21 protein-coding genes and 1 pseudogene are annotated in these 22,685 nt (G+C 69.7%); 18 read left to right on the top strand and 4 right to left on the bottom strand.

Annotated features, from left to right (window positions below; translation table 11 throughout):
- The first annotated feature begins 34 nt into the window (after positions 1-34).
- Complete coding sequence (gene uvrA / locus AB0J64_RS50230) at positions 35-2,875, top strand: excinuclease ABC subunit UvrA (protein WP_364044159.1); 2,841 nt, start codon at positions 35-37, stop codon at positions 2,873-2,875.
- Between the two features lie 63 nt (positions 2,876-2,938).
- Here uvrA and AB0J64_RS50225 read toward each other — a convergent pair whose 3' ends face one another.
- Complete coding sequence (locus tag AB0J64_RS50225) at positions 2,939-3,670, bottom strand: DUF2306 domain-containing protein (protein ID WP_364044156.1); 732 nt, start codon at positions 3,668-3,670, stop codon at positions 2,939-2,941.
- Positions 3,671-3,906: 236 nt separating this feature from the next.
- On the opposite strand from AB0J64_RS50225, the gene AB0J64_RS50220 reads away from it, so the two are divergent.
- The 7 genes from AB0J64_RS50220 to whiA all read left to right on the top strand — a co-directional run bounded on the left by AB0J64_RS50220 (position 3,907) and on the right by whiA (position 10,462).
- Positions 3,907-4,311, top strand: coding sequence for a Rieske (2Fe-2S) protein (locus AB0J64_RS50220; RefSeq protein ID WP_364044153.1), 405 nt, complete (start codon positions 3,907-3,909; stop codon positions 4,309-4,311).
- A gap of 115 nt (positions 4,312-4,426) precedes the next feature.
- On the top strand, positions 4,427-4,888 hold the full coding sequence (locus AB0J64_RS50215) for a Rieske (2Fe-2S) protein (protein WP_364044150.1): 462 nt from the start codon (positions 4,427-4,429) through the stop codon (positions 4,886-4,888).
- A gap of 45 nt (positions 4,889-4,933) precedes the next feature.
- Entirely contained in the window at positions 4,934-5,371 is a 438-nt protein-coding gene (locus AB0J64_RS50210; RefSeq protein ID WP_364044147.1) for a Rieske (2Fe-2S) protein, read from the top strand.
- 97 nt (positions 5,372-5,468) lie between these two features.
- A complete protein-coding gene (gene uvrC / locus AB0J64_RS50205) occupies positions 5,469-7,373 on the top strand; it encodes an excinuclease ABC subunit UvrC (RefSeq protein ID WP_364044179.1) in 1,905 nt (634 codons plus the stop codon).
- An 82-nt stretch (positions 7,374-7,455) separates the two neighbouring features.
- Complete coding sequence (rapZ, locus tag AB0J64_RS50200) at positions 7,456-8,322, top strand: RNase adapter RapZ (RefSeq protein WP_364044144.1); 867 nt, start codon at positions 7,456-7,458, stop codon at positions 8,320-8,322.
- A gap of 173 nt (positions 8,323-8,495) precedes the next feature.
- The gene (gene yvcK, locus AB0J64_RS50195) at positions 8,496-9,410 is read left to right on the top strand and encodes a uridine diphosphate-N-acetylglucosamine-binding protein YvcK (protein WP_344996035.1); all 915 of its coding nucleotides are present in this window, start codon (positions 8,496-8,498) and stop codon (positions 9,408-9,410) included.
- A gap of 71 nt (positions 9,411-9,481) precedes the next feature.
- On the top strand, positions 9,482-10,462 hold the full coding sequence (gene whiA, locus AB0J64_RS50190; protein WP_138714326.1) for a DNA-binding protein WhiA: 981 nt from the start codon (positions 9,482-9,484) through the stop codon (positions 10,460-10,462).
- 423 nt (positions 10,463-10,885) lie between these two features.
- Here the strand turns inward: whiA and AB0J64_RS50185 are convergent, their stop codons facing one another.
- Positions 10,886-11,527: a hypothetical protein gene (locus AB0J64_RS50185; protein WP_364044141.1), complete on the bottom strand. Its 642-nt coding sequence runs from the start codon at positions 11,525-11,527 to the stop codon at positions 10,886-10,888.
- 184 nt (positions 11,528-11,711) lie between these two features.
- Here AB0J64_RS50185 and gap point away from each other — a divergent pair, with 184 nt between their 5' ends.
- The 5 genes from gap (at position 11,712) to AB0J64_RS50160 (ending at position 15,799) form a co-directional block, all read left to right on the top strand.
- On the top strand, positions 11,712-12,716 hold the full coding sequence (gene gap, locus AB0J64_RS50180) for a type I glyceraldehyde-3-phosphate dehydrogenase (protein ID WP_364044138.1): 1,005 nt from the start codon (positions 11,712-11,714) through the stop codon (positions 12,714-12,716).
- A 351-nt stretch (positions 12,717-13,067) separates the two neighbouring features.
- Positions 13,068-14,267 carry a phosphoglycerate kinase gene (locus AB0J64_RS50175; protein WP_364044135.1) on the top strand — a complete coding sequence of 400 codons (1,200 nt, stop codon included), beginning with the start codon at positions 13,068-13,070 and terminating at the stop codon, positions 14,265-14,267.
- Between the two features lies 1 nt (position 14,268).
- Positions 14,269-15,051 carry a triose-phosphate isomerase gene (tpiA, locus tag AB0J64_RS50170; protein ID WP_364044132.1) on the top strand — a complete coding sequence of 261 codons (783 nt, stop codon included), beginning with the start codon at positions 14,269-14,271 and terminating at the stop codon, positions 15,049-15,051.
- Between the two features lie 99 nt (positions 15,052-15,150).
- Complete coding sequence (gene secG, locus AB0J64_RS50165; protein WP_139630497.1) at positions 15,151-15,381, top strand: preprotein translocase subunit SecG; 231 nt, start codon at positions 15,151-15,153, stop codon at positions 15,379-15,381.
- A 73-nt stretch (positions 15,382-15,454) separates the two neighbouring features.
- Positions 15,455-15,799: an RNA polymerase-binding protein RbpA gene (locus tag AB0J64_RS50160; protein WP_185076998.1), complete on the top strand. Its 345-nt coding sequence runs from the start codon at positions 15,455-15,457 to the stop codon at positions 15,797-15,799.
- A gap of 60 nt (positions 15,800-15,859) precedes the next feature.
- Here AB0J64_RS50160 and AB0J64_RS50155 read toward each other — a convergent pair whose 3' ends face one another.
- Positions 15,860-17,467, bottom strand: coding sequence for an amidohydrolase (locus AB0J64_RS50155; protein WP_364044127.1), 1,608 nt, complete (start codon positions 17,465-17,467; stop codon positions 15,860-15,862).
- 577 nt (positions 17,468-18,044) lie between these two features.
- On the opposite strand from AB0J64_RS50155, the gene AB0J64_RS50150 reads away from it, so the two are divergent.
- Positions 18,045-19,067 (top strand): GNAT family N-acetyltransferase, encoded by a 1,023-nt coding sequence (locus AB0J64_RS50150; protein WP_364044124.1) that lies wholly within the window; start codon positions 18,045-18,047, stop codon positions 19,065-19,067.
- Positions 19,068-19,358: 291 nt separating this feature from the next.
- Here AB0J64_RS50150 and AB0J64_RS50145 read toward each other — a convergent pair.
- A pseudogene (locus tag AB0J64_RS50145) lies at positions 19,359-19,775 on the bottom strand (Clp protease N-terminal domain-containing protein); the annotation flags it as partial.
- A gap of 72 nt (positions 19,776-19,847) precedes the next feature.
- Between AB0J64_RS50145 and AB0J64_RS50140 the strand changes: the two are divergent.
- From AB0J64_RS50140 to AB0J64_RS50125, 4 genes are all read left to right on the top strand, one after another.
- Positions 19,848-20,603, top strand: a complete 756-nt coding sequence (locus AB0J64_RS50140) for a hypothetical protein (protein WP_364044121.1) — start codon at positions 19,848-19,850, stop codon at positions 20,601-20,603.
- An 82-nt stretch (positions 20,604-20,685) separates the two neighbouring features.
- Complete coding sequence (locus AB0J64_RS50135; protein ID WP_364044117.1) at positions 20,686-21,543, top strand: oxidoreductase; 858 nt, start codon at positions 20,686-20,688, stop codon at positions 21,541-21,543.
- 87 nt (positions 21,544-21,630) lie between these two features.
- On the top strand, positions 21,631-22,041 hold the full coding sequence (gene tnpA / locus AB0J64_RS50130) for an IS200/IS605 family transposase (protein WP_364044114.1): 411 nt from the start codon (positions 21,631-21,633) through the stop codon (positions 22,039-22,041).
- Positions 22,042-22,047: 6 nt separating this feature from the next.
- The coding region (locus AB0J64_RS50125; RefSeq protein WP_364044111.1) for a transposase at positions 22,048-22,685 on the top strand (638 nt) is incomplete at its 3' end.

Raw genomic sequence — 22,685 nt, 5'->3', positions numbered from 1 at the left:
TGGACCTATCCGCCTTTAGACCTCCGGGATCGCCGTGGCTGACCGCCTGATCGTGCGTGGTGCACGAGAACACAACCTCAAGGACGTCTCGCTCGACCTGCCGCGAGACTCGCTGATCGTCTTCACGGGCCTGTCCGGCTCCGGCAAGTCGAGCCTGGCCTTCGACACGATCTTCGCTGAGGGGCAGCGGCGCTACGTCGAGTCGCTGTCGGCGTACGCCCGCCAGTTCCTCGGCCAGATGGACAAGCCCGACGTCGACTTCATCGAGGGCCTGTCGCCCGCGGTGTCGATCGACCAGAAGGCGACCAGCAAGAACCCCCGCTCGACCGTCGGCACGATCACCGAGGTCTACGACTACCTGCGGCTGCTCTGGGCACGCATCGGCAAGCCCCACTGCCCGGTCTGCTCGCGCCCGATCGCCAGGCAGACACCCGAGCAGATCGTCGACCGCGTGATGGACCTGGAGGAGGGCACCCGCTTCCAGGTGCTCGCGCCGGTGATCAGGGGCCGCAAGGGCGAGTACGCCGAGCTCTTCCGCGAGCTGCAGACCAAGGGTTTCGCCCGGGCCAGGGTCGACGGCACCGTCGTGCGGCTGGAGGAGCCGCCGACGCTGAAGAAGTACGAGAAGCACGACATCGAGGTCATCGTCGACCGCCTGTCGGTCAAGGAGTCGGCGCGCCGCCGGCTCAACGACTCGGTCGAGACGGCGTTGCAGCTGTCGGGCGGCACGATCACGCTCGAGTTCGTCGACCTGCCCGAGGATGACCCGGGCCGCGAGCGCTTCTACTCCGAGCACCTCTACTGCCCCTATGACGACCTGTCGTTCGAGGAGCTGGAGCCGCGCTCGTTCTCGTTCAACTCACCGTTCGGCGCCTGCCCCGAGTGCACGGGCCTCGGCACGAAGATGGAGGTCGACCCCGACCTGGTGGTGCCCGACCCCGAGCGCACGCTCGGCGACGGCGCGCTCCACCCGTGGTCGGGCGGCCACACCAGCGAATACTTCGTCAGGCTGATCGAGGCACTCGGCCACACGGTCGGGTTCACGCTCGACACGCCGTGGGAGAAGCTGCCGAAGAAGGCGCAGAAGTCGCTGCTGTACGGGCACGACGAGCAGGTGCACGTCCGCTACAGCAACCGTTACGGCAGGCAGCGCTCCTACTACACCACCTACGACGGCGTCATCCCGTGGGTGCAGCGCCGGCACGCCGAGGCGGAGAGCGACTCGACCCGCGAGCGGTTCGAGGGCTACATGCGCGAGATCCCGTGCCCGGCCTGCAAGGGCGCCCGGCTCAAGCCGGTCACGCTGGCGGTCACGGTCGCGGACAAGTCGATCGCCGAGGTGGCGGCCATGTCGATCGGCGAGTGCGCGAAGTTCCTGGCCGGGCTCAAGCTCTCCGACCGCGACATGCAGATCGCCGAGCGGGTGGTCAAGGAGATCAACGCCCGCATGGGCTTCCTGCTCGACGTCGGCCTCGACTACCTGACCATGGACCGCGCCGCCGCCACCCTGGCGGGCGGCGAGGCCCAGCGCATCAGGCTGGCCACGCAGATCGGCTCGGGCCTGGTCGGCGTCCTGTACGTGCTCGACGAGCCGTCGATCGGGCTCCACCAGCGCGACAACATGCGGCTGCTCGACACGCTGATCAGGCTCCGCGACATGGGCAACACGCTGATCGTGGTCGAGCACGACGAGGACACGATCGCGGCGGCCGACTGGGTGGTCGACATCGGCCCCGGCGCAGGCGAGCACGGCGGCCAGGTCGTGGTGTCCGGCACCGTCCAGGAGCTCCTGTCCAGCGAGGAGTCGATCACCGGCCAGTACCTGTCCGGGCGTAGGAGCATCCCGATCCCGCCCAAGCGCCGCAAGCGCGACAGGAAGCGGCAGATCACGGTCAAGGGCGCGCGCGAGCACAACCTCAAGGGAGTCGACATCGACTTCCCGCTGGGCGTGTTCACGGCGGTCACGGGCGTGTCGGGGTCGGGGAAGTCGACGCTGGTCAACGACATCCTCTACAACGCGCTGGCCAAGGAGCTCAACGGCGCGCGCACGGTGCCGGGGCGGCACTCGCGCATCAACGGCATGGACCACGTGGACAAGGTCGTCCACGTCGACCAGTCGCCGATCGGCCGCACCCCCCGCTCCAACCCGGCCACGTACACCGGCGTCTTCGACCACGTCCGCAAGCTGTTCGCGGCCACGACCGAGGCGAAGGTGCGCGGCTACCAGCCCGGGCGCTTCAGCTTCAACGTCAAGGGCGGGCGCTGCGAGGCGTGCGCGGGCGACGGCACCATCAAGATCGAGATGAACTTCCTCCCGGACGTCTACGTCCCCTGTGAGGTCTGCCACGGCGCCCGCTACAACCGGGAGACGCTGGAGGTCCACTACAAGGGCAAGACGATCTCCGAGGTGCTCGACATGCCGATCGAGGAGGCCCTGGGCTTCTTCGACGCGATCCCCGCGATCAAGCGCCACCTGCAGACCCTCCACGACGTGGGCCTCGGCTACGTACGGCTCGGGCAGCCCGCCACCACGCTGTCCGGCGGTGAGGCACAGCGGGTCAAGCTCGCGTCGGAGCTGCAGCGGCGGCAGACCGGGCGGACCATCTACGTGCTGGACGAGCCGACCACCGGCCTGCACTTCGAGGACATCCGGCGCCTGCTGGGCGTGCTCGGGCGGCTCGTGGACGGCGGCAACACGGTGATCGTCATCGAGCACAACCTCGATGTGATCAAGACGGCCGACTGGATCATCGACATGGGGCCCGAGGGCGGCTCCCGGGGCGGGACGCTGGTCGCCAGCGGGACGCCCGAGGAGATCGCACTGGTGGACGAGAGCCACACGGGGCGCTTCCTGCGGAAGATCCTCGCCTTCTGAGCCGTCGCGCGCCGCTGGGCGGCGTGTGACGGCTCGTCCTGCGCCGGCCTGGGCACGGTGTGGTCAGCCGGTGGTGGTGCGAGCGCGGGCGCGGGCGCGGCGTTTGGCGGCGTCGCCGCGTTCCAGCCACCACTCGGCCACCAGCAGCGGCAGCACCCAGCCCAGCCACGCGCTCATTGCCGCCGCCGTGCTGACCAGGAACGCCTGGTCGCCGTGGAAAGCCGTGTCGAGCTGCGGCGACAGGGTGACGACGAACACGGCGGCCCAGAGGCGGTTCGTGACGATGGACATGGTCAGGGCGAAGCTGCGGATCATCCATCGGCGGTGGTCGACGAACCTGCGCTGCCTGGCCATCCGCCAGCCCGCCAGCGTGCAGCCCACCCAGACGGTCGCCAGCACGACACCGCTGGCCGCCGTCGCCGGGCCGAAGAACGGGGTGGTCACGCCGACCACCAGTCCCAGCAGGCCGCTCGGGACGCAGCCGCCGAAGACGTACACCCGGCCGATGATCCGGTGCGCACGCGGATAGCGTCCGCGGAACCACGGCCAGATCTGCAGGCAGCACGTGATCATCGCGGTCGAGCCGAAGATCACATGCAGGGAGAGCACCGCGAAGTGCGGCGGGAAGAAGTCCGGAGCGGGCACCCGGGACTGGGCCGGGTCCAGGGAGAGGTACGGCGGCAGCGAGTACGCGACGAACACGGCCGACACCACCGCCAGCGGAGCCACCCAGGGCCGCCGCCACCAGCGAGGCTTGGACGGGGAGGCAGGCGGGCGTTCTGTCATAACAGTCATACGGTCAGCGTCGGCCCCGCCGCTGACCATCCGCCTACCGCCGGCTGACCACGCTCGCGCCGGCGTGGGCGGCCCGGTGGTCCGCACGTGGCGGCGACCCTGCGGCCTGCCACCCGGTCATCGGACCGAGGGGTGCCGCCAATAAAGTTGAGCATCGGTAACGGCCTGGCCTGCAGGGGGTCAGCGGCGACGCGGAAGGTCGGCACATCATGACGGTCAAGGAGCGGGGCGGAGCCATGCCCGAAAACGGTTTGGGGCGGCGAGAGGTGCTGGGGGCGGCCGGGATCTCGGTGTGCGGGCTGGCGCTGGCCGGGTGCGGCGGGGGAGAGACCAAGGCCCAGCCGAGCCTCAAGGGCAAGGTCATCGCCAAGACGGCCGACGTACCCGTGGGCGGGGGCACGGTGATCGAGGACCTGCAGGTCGTGGTGACGCAGCCCACGCAGGGCGTCTACAAGGCGTTCAGTTCGGTGTGCACGCACAAGGGCTGCGCGGTCAGCGCCCCCAAGGAGAACGTCATCAGGTGCGCCTGCCACGGCAGCGAGTTCTCCGCCGACAGCGGCAAGGCCACCAAGGGACCCGCTACCGCCCCGCTGGCCTCCTACAAGGTGAAGGTCGAAGGCGACGGCATCGTGGTCGCCTGAACGTCGCCTGAACGCTTACTTTTGCGTAGAGAACCGGATTGGGCTCGGGCAGGCTGAACCGGTGCGAGGGCGCCGGCCGTACCTGAAGTGAAAGCCAATCTGGGAGGAACGCACGATGACGGATAAGACGCGCCGGACGGTGGTCCTGAGCGCAGGAGGCGCCGGGCTCGCGGCGGTTCTGACGGCATGTGCGAGCTACGGTTCGCCGACGACGGAGGCGAGTGCGGAGCCGCCGGCGGAGCAGCCCTCGGAGTCGTCGTCACCGAAGAAAAAGAAGACGGCTTCGAAGAGCAAGGCGCTGGCCGACACCGCGGACATCCCCGAGGGCGGCGGGAAGGTCTTCGAGAACGAGAAGATCGTGGTCACGCAGCCGAGCGCGGGCGAGTTCAAGGCGTTCACGGCGGTCTGCACCCACGCGGGCTGCACGGTGGCCACCGTCTCCAACAAGACGATCAACTGCCCGTGCCACGGCAGCAAGTTCAACATCAACGACGGCTCCGTCGCGAACGGGCCGGCCGGCGAGCCGCTGGCGGAGAAGAAGATAACCGTCGACGGTGACAAGATCCGGCTCGCATAGGCCGTGTCTCATGAATTTCTCACCTGCATGCGGTTGGGTGAGCACATGGGAGATGACCTTCAGAGTCGCCGTACCGTGATCGCCGGTGTCGGGGCGGGCGGCCTGGCGCTGGCGCTCACCGCCTGCGGCGGCAGCGCAGAAACCACACAGCCCGCGGCCGGCGGGTCGAGCGCGTCGCAGTCCGGCGCACCGGCCGGTGGCGCGCTGGCCAAGACCGCCGACATCCCCGTCGGCGGCGGCACGGTCTTCAAGGATCAGAAGATCGTGGTCACCCAGCCCACGTCGGGCGAGTTCAAGGCGTTCAGCGCCGTGTGCACGCACAACGGGTGCACGGTCGGCAACGTCTCGGACGGTGTGATCGTCTGCCCGTGCCATGGCAGCAAGTTCGCCATCGCGGACGGCTCGGTCAAGCACGGGCCGGCCGACAAACCGCTGCCCGCGCAGCAGATCAAGGTTGAGGGCGACCAGATCACGCTCGCATAGCCGGGCAGGCCCGTCGCGCCGCTGGGAAGGCGCGGCGGGCCACCTTGTCGGTGCGGGCTACTAGGCTTTGAACGTGGCGAGATCAGCGGGCAGCCCCTTGAGTTTCCGGCCCAAGCCGGGTTCGATCCCCGATTCCCCCGGGGTCTACCGGTTCAGGGACGCGCACGGCCGGGTGATCTACGTCGGCAAGGCCAAGAGCCTGCGCCAGCGGCTCAACTCCTACTTCGCCGACTTCTCCGCGCTCCACCCGCGCACCCAGTCGATGCTGACCACGGCCGCGGACGTCGACTGGACCGTCGTCGGCACCGAGGTCGAGGCGCTGCAGCTCGAATACTCCTGGATCAAGGAGTTCGACCCGCGCTTCAACGTGAAATACCGCGACGACAAGTCGTACCCCTATCTCGCGGTCACCATGGGCGAGGACTTCCCGCGCGTGCAGGTCCTGCGCGGGGCCAAGCGCAAGGGCACGCGTTACTTCGGCCCCTACTCCCACGCGTGGGCCATCCGTGAGACCGTCGACCTGCTGCTGCGCGTCTTCCCGGTGCGCACGTGCAGCGCCGGGGTGTTCAAGCGGGCCGGCCAGATCGGCCGCCCGTGCCTGCTCGGCTACATCGACAAGTGCTCGGCGCCCTGCGTCGGCCGGGTCACCCCGGAGGAGCACCGCGAGCTCGCCGAGGACTTCTGCGACTTCATGGCGGGCAACACCAGCCGCTTCATCAAGCGCCTTGAAAAGGACATGCGCGACGCGGCCGGGGAGCAGGAGTACGAGCGCGCGGCCCGGCTCCGCGACGACATCCAGGCGCTGCAGCGGGCGCTGGAGAAGCAGGCCGTGGTGCTCGGCGAGGGCACCGACGCCGACGTGATCGCGCTGGCCGAGGACCCGCTCGAAGCCGCCGTGCAGGTCTTCTACGTGCGCGGCGGCCGCATCCGCGGCCAGCGCGGATGGGTGGTCGACAAGGTCGAGGAGACCTCGCCCGGCGCGCTGGTCGAGCAGTTCCTCCTCCAGATGTACGCCGAGGCGAGCCCCGACGCGATGCCGCGCGAGGTCCTCGTGCCCGCGCTGCCGCCCGACTGCGAGGCCGTCGCCGAGCTGCTGAGCGAGCAGCGCCGCACCCGCGTCGAGGTGCGCGTGCCCCAGCGCGGCGACAAGAGAGCGCTGATGGAGACCGTCGAGCGCAACGCCAAGGAGTCGCTCGCCCAGCACAAGATCCGTCGCGCCAGCGACCTGACCACCCGGAGCAAGGCGCTGCAGGAGATCGCCGACGCGCTCGACCTCGACCAGGCGCCGCTGCGCATCGAGTGCTATGACGTCTCCCACCTGCAGGGCGAGAACGTCGTGGCGTCGATGGTGGTCTTCGAGGACGGCCTGGCGCGCAAGAGCGAATACCGGCGCTTCGCCGTCAAGAGCAAGGAGGGCGACGTCGCGTCGATCCACGAGGTGATCACGCGGCGGTTCCGCCGCTACCTCGAGGAGCGCTCGGCCACCGGCGAGCTGGCCGCCGACGACGACAGCGGCCACGGCCCCATCGACCCCGAGACGGGCAAGCCGCGCAAGTTCGCCTATCCGCCCAACCTCGTCGTCGTCGACGGCGCGGGTCCCCAGGCGGCCGCCGCGCAGCGGGCGCTCGACGAGCTCGGCATCGACGACGTGTCGGTGTGCGGACTGGCCAAGCGGCTGGAGGAGGTGTGGCTGCCCGGCGACGACCAGCCGGTGATCATGCCTCGTTCAAGTGAAGGTCTCTACCTGCTGCAACGCGTGCGGGACGAAGCACACAGGTTCGCCATCACCTACCATCGGTCCAAGAGGTCCAAGACGGTGAAGGAGAGCGCGCTCGACAGCGTGCCGGGCCTCGGGCCGGCTCGCCGGCAGGCGCTGCTCAAGCACTTCGGCTCCGTGAAGAAACTACGCGAGGCCACTGCCGCGGAGATCTGCGAGGTTCCAGGCATCGGCCCGTCCATCGCCGAGGTCATCGTGTCGACGCTGAAGGGAGAGTCACCTTGATCTCGCCAGGACGTCAGGCCGTGTCCGGGTGCCTCCGCTATGGTGGTGCGCCCTGGCAGGGCGCGCGGGACGGAGAGAGGAAATGAGCACGGAGCCGGCGTTCGTCATCGTCACCGGCATGTCAGGGGCGGGGCGCAGCACAGCCGCCAAAGCGCTCGAGGACCTGGGCTGGTTCGTCATCGACAACCTGCCGCCCGGGCTGCTGTTCGCGATGGCGGAGGAGGCGGGCAAGGTCAAGCTGGCCGCCGACAAGGTGGCGGCCGTCGTGGACGTCCGCAGCCTGGCCTTCACCACCGACCTCAACGCCGCCATCGAGGAGCTCGAAGGGCGCGGCGTGCGGGTCCGGGTCGTGTTCCTCGAGGCCAGCGACGAGGAGCTGGTACGCAGGTTCGAGAACGTCCGCAGGCCGCATCCCCTCCAGGGCGAGGGGCGGCTCGTCGACGGGATCACCCGCGAGCGGGGCATCCTGCGGGAGGTCAGGGCCAACGCCGATCTGGTGATCGACACCTCCTCGCACAACGTCCACGACCTGCGTAACAAGATCGTCGCGTACTTCGGCGGTGAGGACCGGCCGGGGCTGCGGCTCAACATCGTGTCCTTCGGGTTCAAGTACGGCCTGCCGGTGGACGCCGACCTCGTGGTCGACTGCCGGTTCCTGCCCAACCCGCACTGGGTGCCCGAGCTGCGGCCGATGACCGGGCTCGACGCGCCGGTGAGCGACTACGTGCTGGGGCAGCCGGGGGCCAAGGAGTTCCTCGACGGGTACGAGGAGGTCCTGCGGGTGGTCGCCGCCGGATACGCCCGCGAGGGCAAGAGCTACGCCACGCTGGCGGTGGGCTGCACGGGAGGCAAGCACCGCAGCGTGGCCATGGCCGAGCAGATCGCCGCCCGCCTGCATGACCGCGACATGGAGGTCCAGGTGAGCCATCGGGATGTGGGGCGGGAGTGACCGATGAAGGCGGCGCAGCGGCGGGTTCGCCGGATCCGGTAGAGGGTCCGGCCGTGGAGGAGGCCGGTGATGGCGTGTGCCCGGTGCGGCTTTCGCGTCCGGCTGAGGAGAGTCCGGAGCCGGGAGAGCGTGAGCCGGCCCCGAAGGGATTGTCGGGGTTCGGGCCGCACGTCGTGGCGCTGGGCGGCGGGCACGGGCTCTACGCGTCCCTGTCCGCGTTAAGGATGGTGACCGACCGGCTGACGGCCGTGGTGACCGTCGCCGACGACGGCGGGTCCAGCGGGCGGCTGCGGCGCGAGCTCGGCGTGCTGCCACCCGGAGACCTGCGGATGGCGCTCGCCGCGCTGTGCGGGGACGACGAGTGGGGCAGCACCTGGAGCGAGGTCGTGCAGCACCGCTTCCGCAGCGAGGGCGAGCTGCACGGGCACGCCGTCGGCAACCTGCTCATCGTCGCCCTGTGGGAGCTGCTCGGCGACCCTGTGGCGGGGCTCGACTGGGTCGGCCGGCTGCTGGGCGCGCACGGCCGCGTCCTGCCGATGGCGTCGGTGCCGCTCGACATCGTGGCCGAGGTCGAGCTCGACGGCGTCATCTCGATCGTGCGCGGGCAGGTGGCCTGCGCGCTGACGCCCGGACGCGTGCAGGCGATCTCCCTCGTGCCTGAGGACCCGCCCGCGCGGCCCGAGGCGGTCGAGGCGGTGCTGGACAGCGACTGGCTGGTGTTCGGGCCGGGGTCGTGGTTCACCAGCGTGCTGCCCCACCTCAAGGTGCCCGAGCTCGCGAGGGCCCTGCACGCGACCAAGGCCAAGCGGCTCGTCACGCTCAACCTGGCGCCGCAGCCGGGCGAGACCGATGACTTCTCCCCTCAGCAACATCTGGAGGTGCTCAGGCAGCACGCACCTGACCTGGCGATCGACGTCGTGCTCGCCGACACCGGGGTGGTGGACGACCCGGGCGCGCTGGAGAAGGCCGCCGGGGCGCTCGGTGCTCGGCTCGTGATGGCTGACGTGGCCGCCGCCGACGGCTCGCCGAGGCATGACCCACGACGTCTTGCCTCCGTCCTGGACGAGATTTTCCTCCAGAAGCGTTGATCCTGGCCGGGGCGGTGCGAAGGTGCGAGAGACTGCTGAGAGCCGGTCTGAATGGGGGAGAGGACTAACGCATGGCCATGACAGGTGTGGTGAAGGACGAGCTGAGTCGCCTGCCGGTGCTGAAGCCGTGCTGCCGTAAGGCGGAGGTTTCGACGCTGCTGCGGTTCGCGAGCGGCCTCCACCTGGTGGGCGGGCGGATCGTGATCGAGGCTGAGCTCGACACCAACGCCACCGCGCGGCGGCTGATCAAGGACATCGGTGAGGTGTTCGGGCACAAGGCCGAGGTTCTCGTGCTCGCGCCCGCCGGGTTGCGTAAGGGCTCGCGCTACGTCGTACGCGTCTACCGCGACGGCGAGGCCCTGGCCCGGCAGACGGGCCTGATCGACAACCACGGCCGCCCGGTGCGCGGCCTGCCCCGCCAGGTCGTGGCAGGCGCCGCCTGCGACGCGGAGGCCGCCTGGCGTGGCGCGTTCCTGGCGCACGGCTCCCTCACCGAGCCGGGCCGCTCGATGTCGCTCGAGGTCACGTGCCCGGGCCCGGAGGCGGCGCTCGCGCTGGTGGGCTCGGCCCGGCGCCTGAAGATCCACGCCAAGGCGCGTGAGGTGCGCGGAGTGGACCGCGTCGTGGTGCGCGACGGCGACGCGATCAGCGCGCTGCTCACCCGGCTGGGGGCGCACGACAGCGTGCTGGCCTGGGAAGAGCGCCGGATGCGCCGCGAGGTGCGCGCCACCGCCAACCGGCTGGCCAACTTCGACGACGCCAACCTGCGGCGCTCGGCCCGTGCGGCGGTCGCGGCCGGGGCCCGGGTGCAGCGGGCGCTGGAGATCCTCGGGGAGGAGGCGCCGGATCACCTGGTGGTGGCCGGGCGGCTGCGGGTGGAGCACAAGCAGGCGTCCCTGGAGGAGCTGGGGCAGATCGCCGACCCGCCGCTGACCAAGGACGCCATCGCGGGGCGCATCCGCCGCCTGCTCGCCATGGCCGACAAGCGCGCCTCCGACCTGGGGATCCCCAACACCGAGGCCAACCTCACCGTCGACATGCTCGCCCCCTGACGGGCTTTGCGTCGCCCGCCTGATCCGGCTGAGCCCGTGCGGCGGCCCGGTGTGCGCCGATCTCGTACGTGGCGGTTGCGCGCGTTGGGTGCGCCCATCTGGTGAGTTGTGGTTGTGCACGGTGGGCCGTGCGCCCATCGATCCATCTATCCTGTACGGCTGCGCACGGTGGGCCGCGCGCCCATCAGATCGTCCATCTTGTACGGCTGCGCACGGTGGGCCGCACGCGCCGACGTGGGTTGCCGTCCGTCATGGCCGGTCGTGAAGGCTCACGGGCCGGCCGCCGTGACGACGCGCATTCTGGGCCGGCTCCGTGGCCGCCTTGACCGTCCCCACGGCCGTCGGTTCGTCGGCCGTGGGGACTCCGGTTCGAGCGGCATGCCGTTCCGGGACGTCCCCGTCAGGCCCGGCCGGAGTGGCGGCTCAGTCCTTGTTGGCGGGCTTGCGGGGAGTGAACAGGTCCGCTGTCGGCTTCGGCGTCGGGGCCTGGACGGGCTCGAACGGAGCGCGGTACTCGGGCTCCTCCGCCGACGACTCGCCGTCCGCCAGGGCGCGCTGGGCCCGGCGGATGCGGGCTACGCGTAGGGTGAGCAGGACGAAGGCCGCGAGGGCGGCCACGGCGATGTAGAGCCAGGCGGCCCACGTCTCCGACAGGGGGTCCCGGTAGAGCGACGGCGCGTAGGGGAGGCCGGCGGAGAAGTTGTCCAGGGTGATGTCGGCCAGGTCCACGGGGCCGCGCTCGGCTGCCGGGGTGCGCAGGGTGGCGCCGATCATGATTGACGATCCCGCGATCTGGCCCGCCGCCACGGCACCGCCCGCGTACAGGGCCGCCACGGGGACCAGGATGACGCTGCGGGGGCGTACCGCGCCTATCGCCAGGACGACGATGAGAGCGATCGCGAGGGACGAAACGAGCGAGAGAGGATGGCCGTTCCCGAACGTCGTGACGGCGGCGGGCAGGCGGGTCTGGAACAGGACGGCCGCCCCTAAGGCCGCCGCGCAGACCAGCGCGGCGATCAGCCCTGTGATCAGCCCGGTCAGCAGGCCGGACCGCTTATGTGACATCTCAGCCCCCAGAGAATGCACGAATTTACATCGATGAGTCGGGCACTTTACTCGAACGTCGCAAAACGTGCCTCCTGAACGCCGATTCAGAGTGGGTACCTCCAGTGGTCTAAACCAATTTAGGTCCGATAAGGTTCGTGGTTGAGGTTTCAGCCCGCCATCTGGTTCGAGGAGATCGGTTTCCGTGAGCATCCGCGTAGGCGTCAACGGCTTCGGCCGCATCGGCCGCAACTTCTGGCGCGCTGTGGCCGCCAGCGGCAAGGACATCGAGATCGTCGCGGTCAACGACCTGACTGACAACGCGACGCTCGCTCACCTGCTCAAGTACGACAGCATCCTGGGCCGTCTGCCGTACGAGGTGAAGGCCTCCAGCGACGAGATCACCGTCGACGGCAAGGCGATCAAGGTCTTCGAGGAGCGCGACCCGGGCAAGCTGCCCTGGGGCGACCTCGGTGTCGACGTGGTCCTGGAGTCGACGGGTCTGTTCACCGACGCCACCAAGGCCAAGGTGCACGCCGAGAACGGCGCGAAGAAGGTCATCATCTCCGCCCCGGCGAAGAACGAGGACGTCACGATCGTGATGGGCGTCAACGAGGGGTCCTACGACCCGGCCAGCCACACGATCATCTCCAACGCCTCCTGCACCACCAACTGCCTGGCGCCGATGGCCAAGGTCCTCCACGACACCTTCACCATCGAGAAGGGTCTGATGACCACCATCCACGCCTACACGCAGGACCAGAACCTGCAGGACGGCCCGCACAAGGACCTGCGTCGCGCCCGCGCCGCCGCGCTCAACGTGGTGCCCACCTCGACCGGCGCCGCCAAGGCCATCGGCCTGGTCCTGCCTGAGCTCAAGGGCAAGCTCGACGGCTTCGCCATGCGCGTGCCGATCCCCACCGGCTCGGCCACCGACCTCACCGTCGACGTGAGCCGCGAGGTCACCGTCGAGGAGGTCAACGCCGCGGTCAAGGCCGCCGCCGACGGCCCGCTCAAGGGCATCCTCAGCTACACCGAGGACGAGATCGTCTCCTCCGACATCGTCACCGACCCGGCCTCGTGCATCTTCGACGCCGGCCTCACCAAGGTGATCGGCAACCAGGTCAAGGTCGTCGGCTGGTACGACAACGAGTGGGGCTACTCCAACCGCCTCGCCGACCTGATCGAGCTGGTCGGCCGCGACCTCTGATCCAGCGGGTCCGAGCGACCGGGCGCGCGTTCACGTAGTGGGGGCATGAGCCCACGAGAGAAGGCGGCGGCTCCAGGGGAGCGAGCCGCCTTCTCGGAGTGGAGGCCATGGACACGCGACGGCTTTCCGGCGACTGAGCCCGCCTCTGCGGAGCAGAGGCAATGAACGCGCGAGGGCTCCCCAGCGACCGAGCCGCCTCTGCGGAGCAGGGGCAATGAACGCGCGAGGGAGCGCCGTCGCCTGGACTGAGGAACGCAGGGAGCGTAGCGACCGGAGTGACGAGGGAAGGCGACGGCTCCCCAGCGACCGAGCCGCCTCTGCGGAGCAGAGGCAATGAACAGGAGTATGAGCATGCGCACGCTCGACGATCTCGACGTGAAGGGGCGGCGCGTGCTCGTGCGCGCCGACCTCAACGTCCCCCTCGACGGGGAGACGATCACCGACGACGGCCGCATCCGGGCGTCGGTGCCGACGATCAGGACGCTGGTGGACCGGGGCGCCAAGGTCGTCGTCTGTGCCCACTTGGGCAGGCCCAAGGGCAAGGCCGATCCGAAATACTCGCTCAGGCCGGTGGCCGGGCGCCTGGGCGAGCTGCTCGGCCAGGAGGTCGCCTTCGCCACCGACGTGGTCGGCGACAGCGCCGGGAGCACGGTCGAACAGCTCCAGGACGGCCAGGTGGCGCTGCTGGAGAACCTGCGCTACGAGCCGGGCGAGGAGTCCAAGGACGACGCCGAGCGGGGCGCGTTCGCGGAGAAGCTGGCCGGGCTGGCCGAGCTCTACGTGGGTGACGGGTTCGGCGCGGTGCACCGCAAGCACGCCAGCGTCTACGACGTGCCCAAGCTGCTGCCGCACGCAGCGGGCGGCCTGGTCGTGGCCGAGGTCGAGGTGCTGAAGAAGCTGACCGAGAGCCCCGAGCGGCCCTACGCCGTGGTGCTGGGCGGCGCCAAGGTCTCCGACAAGCTCGGCGTCATCGCCAACCTGCTGACCAAGGTCGACCGGCTGCTGATCGGCGGCGGCATGGCGTACACCTTCCTCAAGGCCCAGGGCCACGAGGTCGGCAAGTCGCTGCTCCAGGAGGACCAGCTCGACCAGGTGCGCGGCTTCCTCAACGAGGCCGCCGAGCGCGGCGTCGAGCTGGTGCTGCCCGTCGACATCCTGGCGGCGGTCACGTTCGCGCCGGACGCCGAGCACGACGTGGTCGAGGCCACGGCGATCCCGGCCGACCGCGAGGGGCTCGACATCGGGCCCAAGACGCGCGAGCTGTTCGCCTCCAAGCTGGCTGACGCCGGGACCGTCTTCTGGAACGGCCCCATGGGCGTGTTCGAGTTCGACGCGTTCTCCGGCGGCACCAGGGCGGTGGCCGAGGCGCTGATCGCCCGTACCAGCAGCGAAGGGGCCTTCACCGTGGTGGGGGGCGGCGACTCCGCGGCCGCCGTACGGAAGCTGGGACTCCCCGAGGACGGTTTCTCGCACATTTCCACCGGTGGCGGGGCCAGCCTCGAATATCTTGAGGGCAAGACCCTTCCCGGACTCGCGGCTTTGGAGGACTGAGTTGACCCAGCGGAAGCCGCTCATCGCCGGCAACTGGAAGATGAACCTCAACCACCTCGAGGCCATCGCGCTGGTCCAGAAGCTCGCCTTCGCGCTCAACGACAAGGACTTCGACAAGGTCGACGTCGCCGTCCTGCCGCCGTTCACCGATCTGCGCAGCGTGCAGACGCTGGTCGACGGCGACAAGCTGAGGATCGTGTACGGCGCGCAGGACCTGTCGCAGTACGACGCGGGCGCCTACACCGGTGAGATCTCGGGCACCATGCTGGCCAAGCTGGGCTGCACGTACGCGGTCGTGGGCCACTCCGAGCGCCGCCAGTACCACGGCGAGGACGACGACCTGGTCAACGCCAAGGTGCAGGCCGCCTACCGCCACTCGCTCACCCCGATCCTCTGCGTCGGCGAGGGCCTGGCGGTACGCCAAGAGGGCGGCCACATCGCGCACAGTCTCGGTCAACTCGACGCCGCGCTGCGCAAAATCAGCGCCGAGCAGGCAAAATCGATAGTGGTGGCCTACGAGCCGGTGTGGGCGATCGGCACCGGCGAGGTGGCCACCCCGGAGGACGCCCAGGAGGTGTGTGGCGCGCTGCGAGTCAGACTCGCGGAGCTCTACGACTCCGAAGTGGCCTCCGGCGTCCGTATCCTTTACGGAGGCTCGGTCAAGTCAGGCAACATCGCAGGGATCATGGCACAACCCGATGTCGACGGCGCGCTCGTGGGCGGCGCCAGCATCGACGCCGGGGAGTTCGCGAAGATCTGCCGTTTCTACGGTATGCCAGGCTAACTGAGTCGTTCTGGGGGTGCGACTTGACAGCAGGCCGTACCCTCAGAAGGCAAGTCTGAATCGTCACGCGTAACAAAGCATTGAAGGAACAGGCATACCGTGGAAATCGGAATCTCCATCGCCCTCATCCTGGCGAGCGGTCTCATGATCCTGCTCGTGCTGCTCCACAAGGGCAAGGGTGGCGGCCTGTCTGACATGTTCGGCGGCGGTTTCTCGTCGAACTTCGGTGGTTCCTCGGTGGTGGAGCGCAACCTCGACCGGCTGACCGTCATCACGGGCACCATCTGGTTCGTCTGCATCATCGCTCTCGGCTTGCTCATGAAGCCCTGAGCAACAAGTTAACGCGTGACAGTGATTCTCCCCCCGTGTCTGCGCGCGGGGCGATCTAGCGAGGAGTTCATCCGTGGGTAGTGGCAACGCGATCCGTGGCAGCCGAGTCGGCGCCGGCCCTATGGGGGAGGCCGAGCGCGGCGAGGCAGCTCCGAGAGTGCGGGTCTCGTTCTGGTGCGCCAACATGCACGAGACGCGCCCCAGTTTCGCCAGTGACGCGGCGGTCCCCGAGATGTGGGACTGCCCACGTTGTGGCCTTCCTGCCGGACAGGACGAGTCGGCCCCACCTGCCCCGCCGAAGAACGAGCCGTACAAGACGCATCTTGCCTACGTGAAGGAGCGCAGGAGCGACAAGGACGGCAAGGCGATCCTCGAGGAGGCACTGGAGCGCCTGCGTAACAACAAGTCCCCCTGGTAGTGACCGGATTCGGCGAAGGGGCCTCGGATTGCCGAGGCCCCTTCGCCGTTTCCCGGACGCTCAGCGGCGCTCGTAGACCGCGTCGCCGTCCACGAACGTCATGCGCGTCCGCGTCGTCCAGATGTCGCCGGGCGGGAGCTCGAACGGGTCGCGGTCCAGCACCACCAGGTCGGCCGGGCGGCCTGGCTCTATGGCGCCGGCGGGGGAGCGGTTGATCCAGGCCGAGCCCTCCGTGTACGCCGTCATGGCCGCGGCCAGGTCGATGCGCTGGCCGGGCAGGAATGGGGTCTGCGCGGTCGGGTAGCTCGTGTGCACCGAGCCGCCCGGCTCGGTGCGGTTCACCGCGACGTGCATGCCCTGGAGCGGGTCGGCGTCGGAGACCGGCCAGTCGCTGCCCGCGCAGAAGCGGGTGCCGTGCGCCAGCAGGTCTGCGAACGGGTACTGCCACGACGAGCGCGGCTCGCCCAGGTACGGCAGCGTCAGCTCGTCCATCTGGGCGTGGTGCGTGGCCCACAGCGGCTGCAGGTTGGCCGAGACGCCCAGGGCGGCGAAGCGCGGCACGTCCGACGGCTCGATGATCTGCAGGTGGGCGATGTGGTGCCGGTTGCCGGGGCTCGTGCCCTCGAAGCTGTCCAGGGCCTCGCGCACGGCCCGCTCGCCGATGGCGTGGAAGTGCACCTGGAAGCCGAGCCTGTCCAGCTCGGCGACGTACTGCTTGAGCTTGTGCGGGTCCACGTACGACAGGCCCGTGCCGCCGCAGAGGCAGTACGGCTCCAGGGTGGCGGCCGTGAAGTTCTCGGTGATGCCGTCCTGCATGATCTTGACTGAGGTGGCCATGAAGCGGTCGAGGCCCTCGGTGGCGGCCCGGCGTTCGACCAGCTCTTCCATCTGGTCCAGGCCGCGCGTCCTGTCCCACCACAGAGCGCCCACCACGCGCGCCCTGAGCCTGCCTGAGCGGGCCGCGGCCAGGTAGGTGGGCAGTTGGTCCTGTGAACCGGCATAGGAGCCCACGATGGCGTCCTGCCAGCCCGTGATGCCCAGCGAGAACAGGTGCTCCTGCGCGTCCGCCAGCGCGTCCTCCAGGTCCTGGGCGGTCGGGCGGGGGGTGAGCAGGCCTACGAGGTCCATCGCGCCCTCGTGCAGGACCCCGGTCGGCTCGCCTGCGGCGTCGCGCTCTATGCGGCCGTCGGCCGGGTCCGGCGTGTCCTTCGTGATGCCGGCCTCTCGCAGGGCTCGGGTGTTGACCCAGGCGGCGTGGTGGTCACGCTGGATGATGTACGCGGGGCGGTCGAGGAAGTCGAGCTGGTCGCGGTGGGGGAGGCCGCCGGGGAACGCCGACATGTCCCAGCCGCCGCCATCAATCCACTCTTTGCCAGGATTTTTCGCGGCATAGTCGGCTATAACAGCTATGTACGCGTCAAGGCCGAAATGTTCGGACAAATCGCACTTCGACCGTTCGAGGCCTGCCTGGACCGGGTGCATGTGCGCATCCGTGAAACCCGGCACCAGCAGGCCGCCGTCCAGGTCCACCGTCTCGTGGGACGGCGCCCGGCGCGCCAGCTCGCCCTCGGGGCCCACCGCGGCGATCACACCATCGCTCACCAGCACGGCCTCGGACAGCACGCCCTTCGGGGTGAAGACGCGGCCTCCTCGGAAGAGGATGTTCATGGGTTCCCTTTCTCAGCGGTGGATCGGCTCGCGCACGCCGAGCCCGCCGTACATCTTCCCGCCCGGCCCGGTGACCTGCGACAAGCGGGGGTACGCCGGGCCGCGCCGCCGACGGGGGCAGTGGGGAATGAGCCGGGCGGCGGTGCTGGGCCGGGGTCGCGCGTGTTGCGCCGGGCTCCGGCGTACGCCTCGTCGGCTGCCGCCATGCTTCGCCTCGCGACGCGGCGCGGCACCCCCGAGAGACCTGGCACCCCAAGGGACGGCGCGGCGACCTCGAGGGCGGCGCGGTGGTGCGACGCGGTGGACGTCGCGCACGGCTGCGCCGAATTCGGCGGTGGTGCGTGGGGCGGTGGTGCGTCCGGCCGCTGCGTGTGCGGTGGTGGCGCTGTGGTGCGGCGGTGGGGTCGCACACGGGGGTGGCGGGGTCGAGCGCGGCGGTGGTGGGGAGCTGGTCGCGGGGGAGGAGTGGGGTGATATAGGGGGCTAAAGGGGGATAAATCGTGGCTTCTCGCGATGAAATACGCGATGAAACACATCGTTAGCGGTTGCGTAACAGCCGCCAGGCATGCTCATGGCCATGGGATTCTTGCGCATCCGCACCACGGTGGACGAGCGACCCGGCCGGCTGGCCTCACTCGCCGCGGCCCTGGCGGCCAGGGGCGGCAACATCCTCGGCCTGAGCGTGCAGTCCGACGCGGACGGCACCGTCGACGAGTTCGTCGCCGACATCCCCGCCAACCCCGAGACGGTGCGCGAGGCGCTGGAGGCGGCCGGTGGCCGCCGGGTCCAAGTGGTCCCCGCCACCGCCCACGAGCTGACCGACGAGCCCACCAGGGCGCTGCTGCTGGCCTCCAGGCTGCGCTCCATGCCGTGGCGGCTGCCCGAGCTCATGGCCGAGTTGCTGCGCGCCGACGACGCCAGGTGGATCTATGGTGAAGCGGTGAGTGATCTTCCTGACCCGACCCAGCTCGTCGTCCCCGTGGCCCCCAGGAGGGCGGTACGGCTGCGCCGCGCGGAGCTGCCGTTCACGCTGACGGAGGCGGCCAGGGCGGCCTCCTTCGCCCGGCTCGCCCAGCCCGCCACCGAGCAGCCCGCGGCCGACCGCGCGATCAAGCTCGCCGACGGCGCGGAGGTCACGGTCCGCCCGCTCACCTCGATCTACCGCGAGGCCGTACGCGACCTCCACGACCGGTGCTCGCCCGAGTCGCGCAGGTTCCGCTACTTCACCTCGATGCCCACGCTGCCGGCGCGCATGTTCGACCGGCTCTGCGACAGGAACAGGGCACATTCGCTGGTCGCCGGGCACGACGGGCAGGTCGTGGGGATGGCCAACCTCATGTTCACCCCCGATCCCGGCATCGCCGAGATGGCCTTCCTGGTCGAGGACCGCTGGCAGGGGCGCGGTCTGGGCACGGCGATGGCCAGGATGCTCGTGCGGGGCGCCCGCGACCTCGGGTACGCGGAGGTCAGGGCCACCATGCTGTCCGACAACGCCAAGATGCGCAGGATGCTGATCTCGCTGGGCGCCACGCTGGGTTACACCGAGGACCCGGGCGTCATGGAGGCCAGGCTGCCGGTCGGCGCGCTGGCATCAGCCTAGGTCTCTCTTCGGATCGGGGTCAGGCTGGGCCCCGTTCAGGCCGGTGCGCCGCCGTCAGCCCAGACCCTCTTCGGCCGGTGGCGGCTCTTCGAAAGGCTTCGCGGAAGGCTCTCCGGAAGGCTCTTCGGAAGGACTCTCGGCGGAGTTCCCGTCGGCGGCCGGCTGGATGCCCAGGTGGCGTTCGATGCGCTCCAGGCTCTCCTCGATCCGCGTGAGCCGCTCGCTCACCACGGAGCCGCCGGCGAACAACATCTCGCTCGGGCGCTCCTTGGAGGCGCGCCCCACGCGTTCGAGCAGGCGCTGCCGTAGGTCCGGCAGGTCCGCGCCCGCGTCCACGAGCGCCTGCGCGGCCAGCCCCTCGCCCTCCCTGATCAGCCCGAGCAGGATGTGCTCGGTGCCGATGTAGTTGTGGCGCAGCTGCAGGGCCTCGCGCAGCGACAGCTCCAGCACCTTCTTGGCGCGCATCGTGAACGGGATGTGCCCTCCGGGCGACTTGGTGCCGGGGCCCACCTCGCGTTCGACGAAGGCCCGTACGTGATCGAGCTCCACGCCGCAGCTGTCGAGCACCAGCGCGGCCAGGCCCTCGCCCTCGTGGATGAGGCCGAGCAGGATGTGCTCCGTGCCGATGTAGTTGTGGCTCATCATCCGCGCCTCTTCCTGGGCGAGGACGACGACTCGGCGCGCACGGTCGGTGAAGCGTTCGAACACGGGGGCCTCCGTTCGACTGCCACTGCCTCCACTATGCGCTACAAACCAGCGGATGTGGGGTATTTGTCCTGTGTGGATCTTGACGAGGTGGCCGGCAGGCTATATGCGCTGCCGCCGTCCGAGTTCACCGCCGCGCGCGAGGCCGAGGCCCGTGCGGCGAAGGAAGCGGGCGACGTACGGCTCGCGCGCGAGATCGCGAAGCTGCGCAAGCCGACGGTGTCCGCCTGGGCCGTGAACCGGCTCGCCCGCGAGCACCCCGGGGAGCTGGCCGAGCTGCTCGAGGTGGGGGAGCGGCTGCGTGCCGCCTGGCAGGAGCAGAACCCCGACGCGCTGGCCGAGCTGACCCGGCGCCGCGGCGACGTGACGGCCAAGGTGGGCCGGCTGGCGAGGCAGGACAGCGGCCTGTCGCCCGCGGCGGCGGCCGAGGTGGACCAGACCCTGGAGGCCGCCGTCGTGGATGCCGACGCGGCCGCGCAGGTGCGCGACGGCCGCCTGGCCAAGCCCCTGAACTACAGCGGCTTCGCCCCCGCCCCCATCCCCCGGGAGCGGCCCGCCAGACGCAAGCCGCCGGAAGAAAAGGAGCAGGAGGCGAGGCAGCGCGAGGAGGCCGAGGCCAGGAAGGCCAAGGAGCGCCAGGAGGCCGAGGCCGCGCACAAGGAGTGGCAGGAGGCGCTGGATGCGGCGCTCAAGGAGCACGACGAACGCGCCGAGCGGGTCGCCCGGCTGGAGCGGAAGCTGGCCAAGGCCCGCAAGCGGCTCGCCGAGGCCGAGCAGCGGCTGGAAGTCACGCGGCGCGAGGAGCGCCACGCGCGTCAGCGACTAGGCTAAGGTGTACGAAACGGTTTCGTACACCGTGGGTCGCGGCCGGCGGCTCGCGGTCGGCAGCGGTAGACGCACCCGAGGAGTGGCGATGACTGGCTGGACCCCTGACTCCATGCCCGACCTGACCGGCAAGACCGCCATCGTGACCGGCGCCAACAGCGGCATCGGGCTCCCCACCGCGCTGGAACTGGCCAGGCACGGCGCCCGCGTCGTCGTTGCGGCGCGTTCGCCGGAGAAGGGCGCCGCGGCCGTCGCGGAGATCCAGCGGGCGGTCCCCGGCGGCCAGGTGGAGTACGGCCACATCGACCTGGCGGACCTGGCCTCGGTCAGGCGGTTCGCCGAGGGCGTGGAGAAGGTCGACCTGCTGATCAACAACGCGGGCATCGGCCTGATCCCCAGGCAGGAGACCAAGGACGGGTTCGAGATGCAGTTCGGCACCAACCACCTGGGCCATTACGCGCTCACCGGCCTGCTGCTGCCGCACCTGCTCGCCTCTCCGGGCGCCCGCGTGGTGACCGTCTCCAGTGACGCGCACAAAGGCGGCAGTATCGACTTCGACAACCTCGCCCTGGAGCACGGTTACCGCAGGATGAGCTCGTACGGACGCTCCAAGCTCGCCAACCTGCTCTTCACCCTGGAGCTCCAGCGACGCGCTGAGAAGGCCGGTGTGGACCTGACGAGCGTTGCCTGCCACCCGGGCGCGACCGCCACGAACATCGTCAATATAGGGCGGCTACAGCCTCTCGTGGGCGTGTTCCTCAAGTCGGCGGCGGCCGGCGCACTGCCCACGCTCTACGCCGCGACCTCTCCGGACATTCGCGGCGGCGAGTTCGTCGCCCCCAAATTCAAGATCGTCACGCCGTCGGCCGCGGCCAGGTCGGAAGAGCTCGCCAGGAGGCTCTGGGACGTGTCGGCTGAGTTGACGGGAGTACGACCGAAGATCTAGGGCGCGGATCTCAACTTAAGCCATGGGGGCGAGCCCTTCTATCGAATCTTTGAGCGGTAGATAGATCGACGCCGTATATTGATCCGTGTGGCTGTGACCGTGAGTCAGAAGTCGCGCACGAACGGCAACATCGCCTTCCAGTGCGCCTTTCACGTGGTGTGGTGCCCCAAGTACCGCAGGCGAGTGCTGGGCGGACCGATCGAGCCGCGGCTGAAAGAGCTGATCCGCGAGGTGATCGAGGAGAAACGGGCATGGCTGGTGGAACTGGAGGTCATGCCCGACCGCGTACACCTGCTGGTCGAGGTGGATCCGCAGTTCGGTGTGCACCGGCTGGTCAAGGCCATCAAAGGCCGCTCCTCGCGCGTCCTGCGTCAGGAGTTCCCGCACCTGAAATCCAAACTCCCGACGCTGTGGACCAACTCCTACTTCGTGGCCACCGTGGGCGGGACCCCTCTAGATGTGATTCAGCGGTACGTCGAGAACCAGAAGAACCGGTGATCGCGGATGCTGACCGGACGTAAGTACCGCCTGGACCTCACCCCTGGTCAGGCGGAGTTCGCTGAGCGGATCGGCGGTGCTTGCCGCAGTGTGTGGAACACCGCCCTGGAGCAGCGCCGCACCTATCGCCGCCGGGGCGCGTGGATCGGCTACCACGAACAGGCCCGTCAACTCGCTGAGGCCAAGGGCGAGTTCGGCTGGCTGGCAGAGGTGCCCGGCCACTGCCTTCAGCAGACGCTCATCGACCTGGATCAGGCGTGTTCCCGGCATGGGACGTGGAAGGTGCGCTGGAAGTCCAGGGCCAGGACGCGGCCGTCGTTCCGGTTCCCCGAAGGCGCCAAGATCGCTATCGAGCGGTTGAACCGGCGCTGGGCACGGGCGAAACTGCCCAAGCTCGGCTGGGTCCGCTTTCGCATCACCCGCCTGCTCGGCGGGAGAGTCAAGAACGCCACCGTCAGCCGGGACGGCGACCACTGGTATGTCAGTTTCCTCGTCGAGGACGGCGTGGTCCCACCTGAGCGGCACGACAATCCGGGCAGCGCGGTCGGCATCGACCGGGGGGTGGCCAAGGTCGTCACCCGCTCGGACGGCCTCTTCCACCACCAGGTGTTCGCCCGCGAGCGGGAGGTCGAACACGCCGCCAC

This window comes from Nonomuraea sp. NPDC049695 (assembly GCF_040674955.1).
Classification (GTDB): Bacteria; Actinomycetota; Actinomycetes; order Streptosporangiales; family Streptosporangiaceae; genus Nonomuraea; species Nonomuraea helvata.
Note: the sequence above shows the minus strand (reverse complement) of the source record. Positions and strands in the feature narration are given on the sequence as shown.

Coding starts and splice junctions, on each gene's coding strand:
- AB0J64_RS50225 (WP_364044156.1), bottom strand. CDS start 3,670: ATGACTGTTATGACAGAACGCCCGCCTGCCTCCCCGTCCAAGCCTCGC.
- AB0J64_RS50220 (WP_364044153.1), top strand. CDS start 3,907: ATGCCCGAAAACGGTTTGGGGCGGCGAGAGGTGCTGGGGGCGGCCGGG.
- AB0J64_RS50215 (WP_364044150.1), top strand. CDS start 4,427: ATGACGGATAAGACGCGCCGGACGGTGGTCCTGAGCGCAGGAGGCGCC.
- AB0J64_RS50210 (WP_364044147.1), top strand. CDS start 4,934: ATGGGAGATGACCTTCAGAGTCGCCGTACCGTGATCGCCGGTGTCGGG.
- rapZ (WP_364044144.1), top strand. CDS start 7,456: ATGAGCACGGAGCCGGCGTTCGTCATCGTCACCGGCATGTCAGGGGCG.
- whiA (WP_138714326.1), top strand. CDS start 9,482: ATGGCCATGACAGGTGTGGTGAAGGACGAGCTGAGTCGCCTGCCGGTG.
- AB0J64_RS50185 (WP_364044141.1), bottom strand. CDS start 11,527: ATGTCACATAAGCGGTCCGGCCTGCTGACCGGGCTGATCACAGGGCTG.
- AB0J64_RS50175 (WP_364044135.1), top strand. CDS start 13,068: ATGCGCACGCTCGACGATCTCGACGTGAAGGGGCGGCGCGTGCTCGTG.
- AB0J64_RS50155 (WP_364044127.1), bottom strand. CDS start 17,467: ATGAACATCCTCTTCCGAGGAGGCCGCGTCTTCACCCCGAAGGGCGTG.
- AB0J64_RS50150 (WP_364044124.1), top strand. CDS start 18,045: ATGGGATTCTTGCGCATCCGCACCACGGTGGACGAGCGACCCGGCCGG.
- AB0J64_RS50135 (WP_364044117.1), top strand. CDS start 20,686: ATGACTGGCTGGACCCCTGACTCCATGCCCGACCTGACCGGCAAGACC.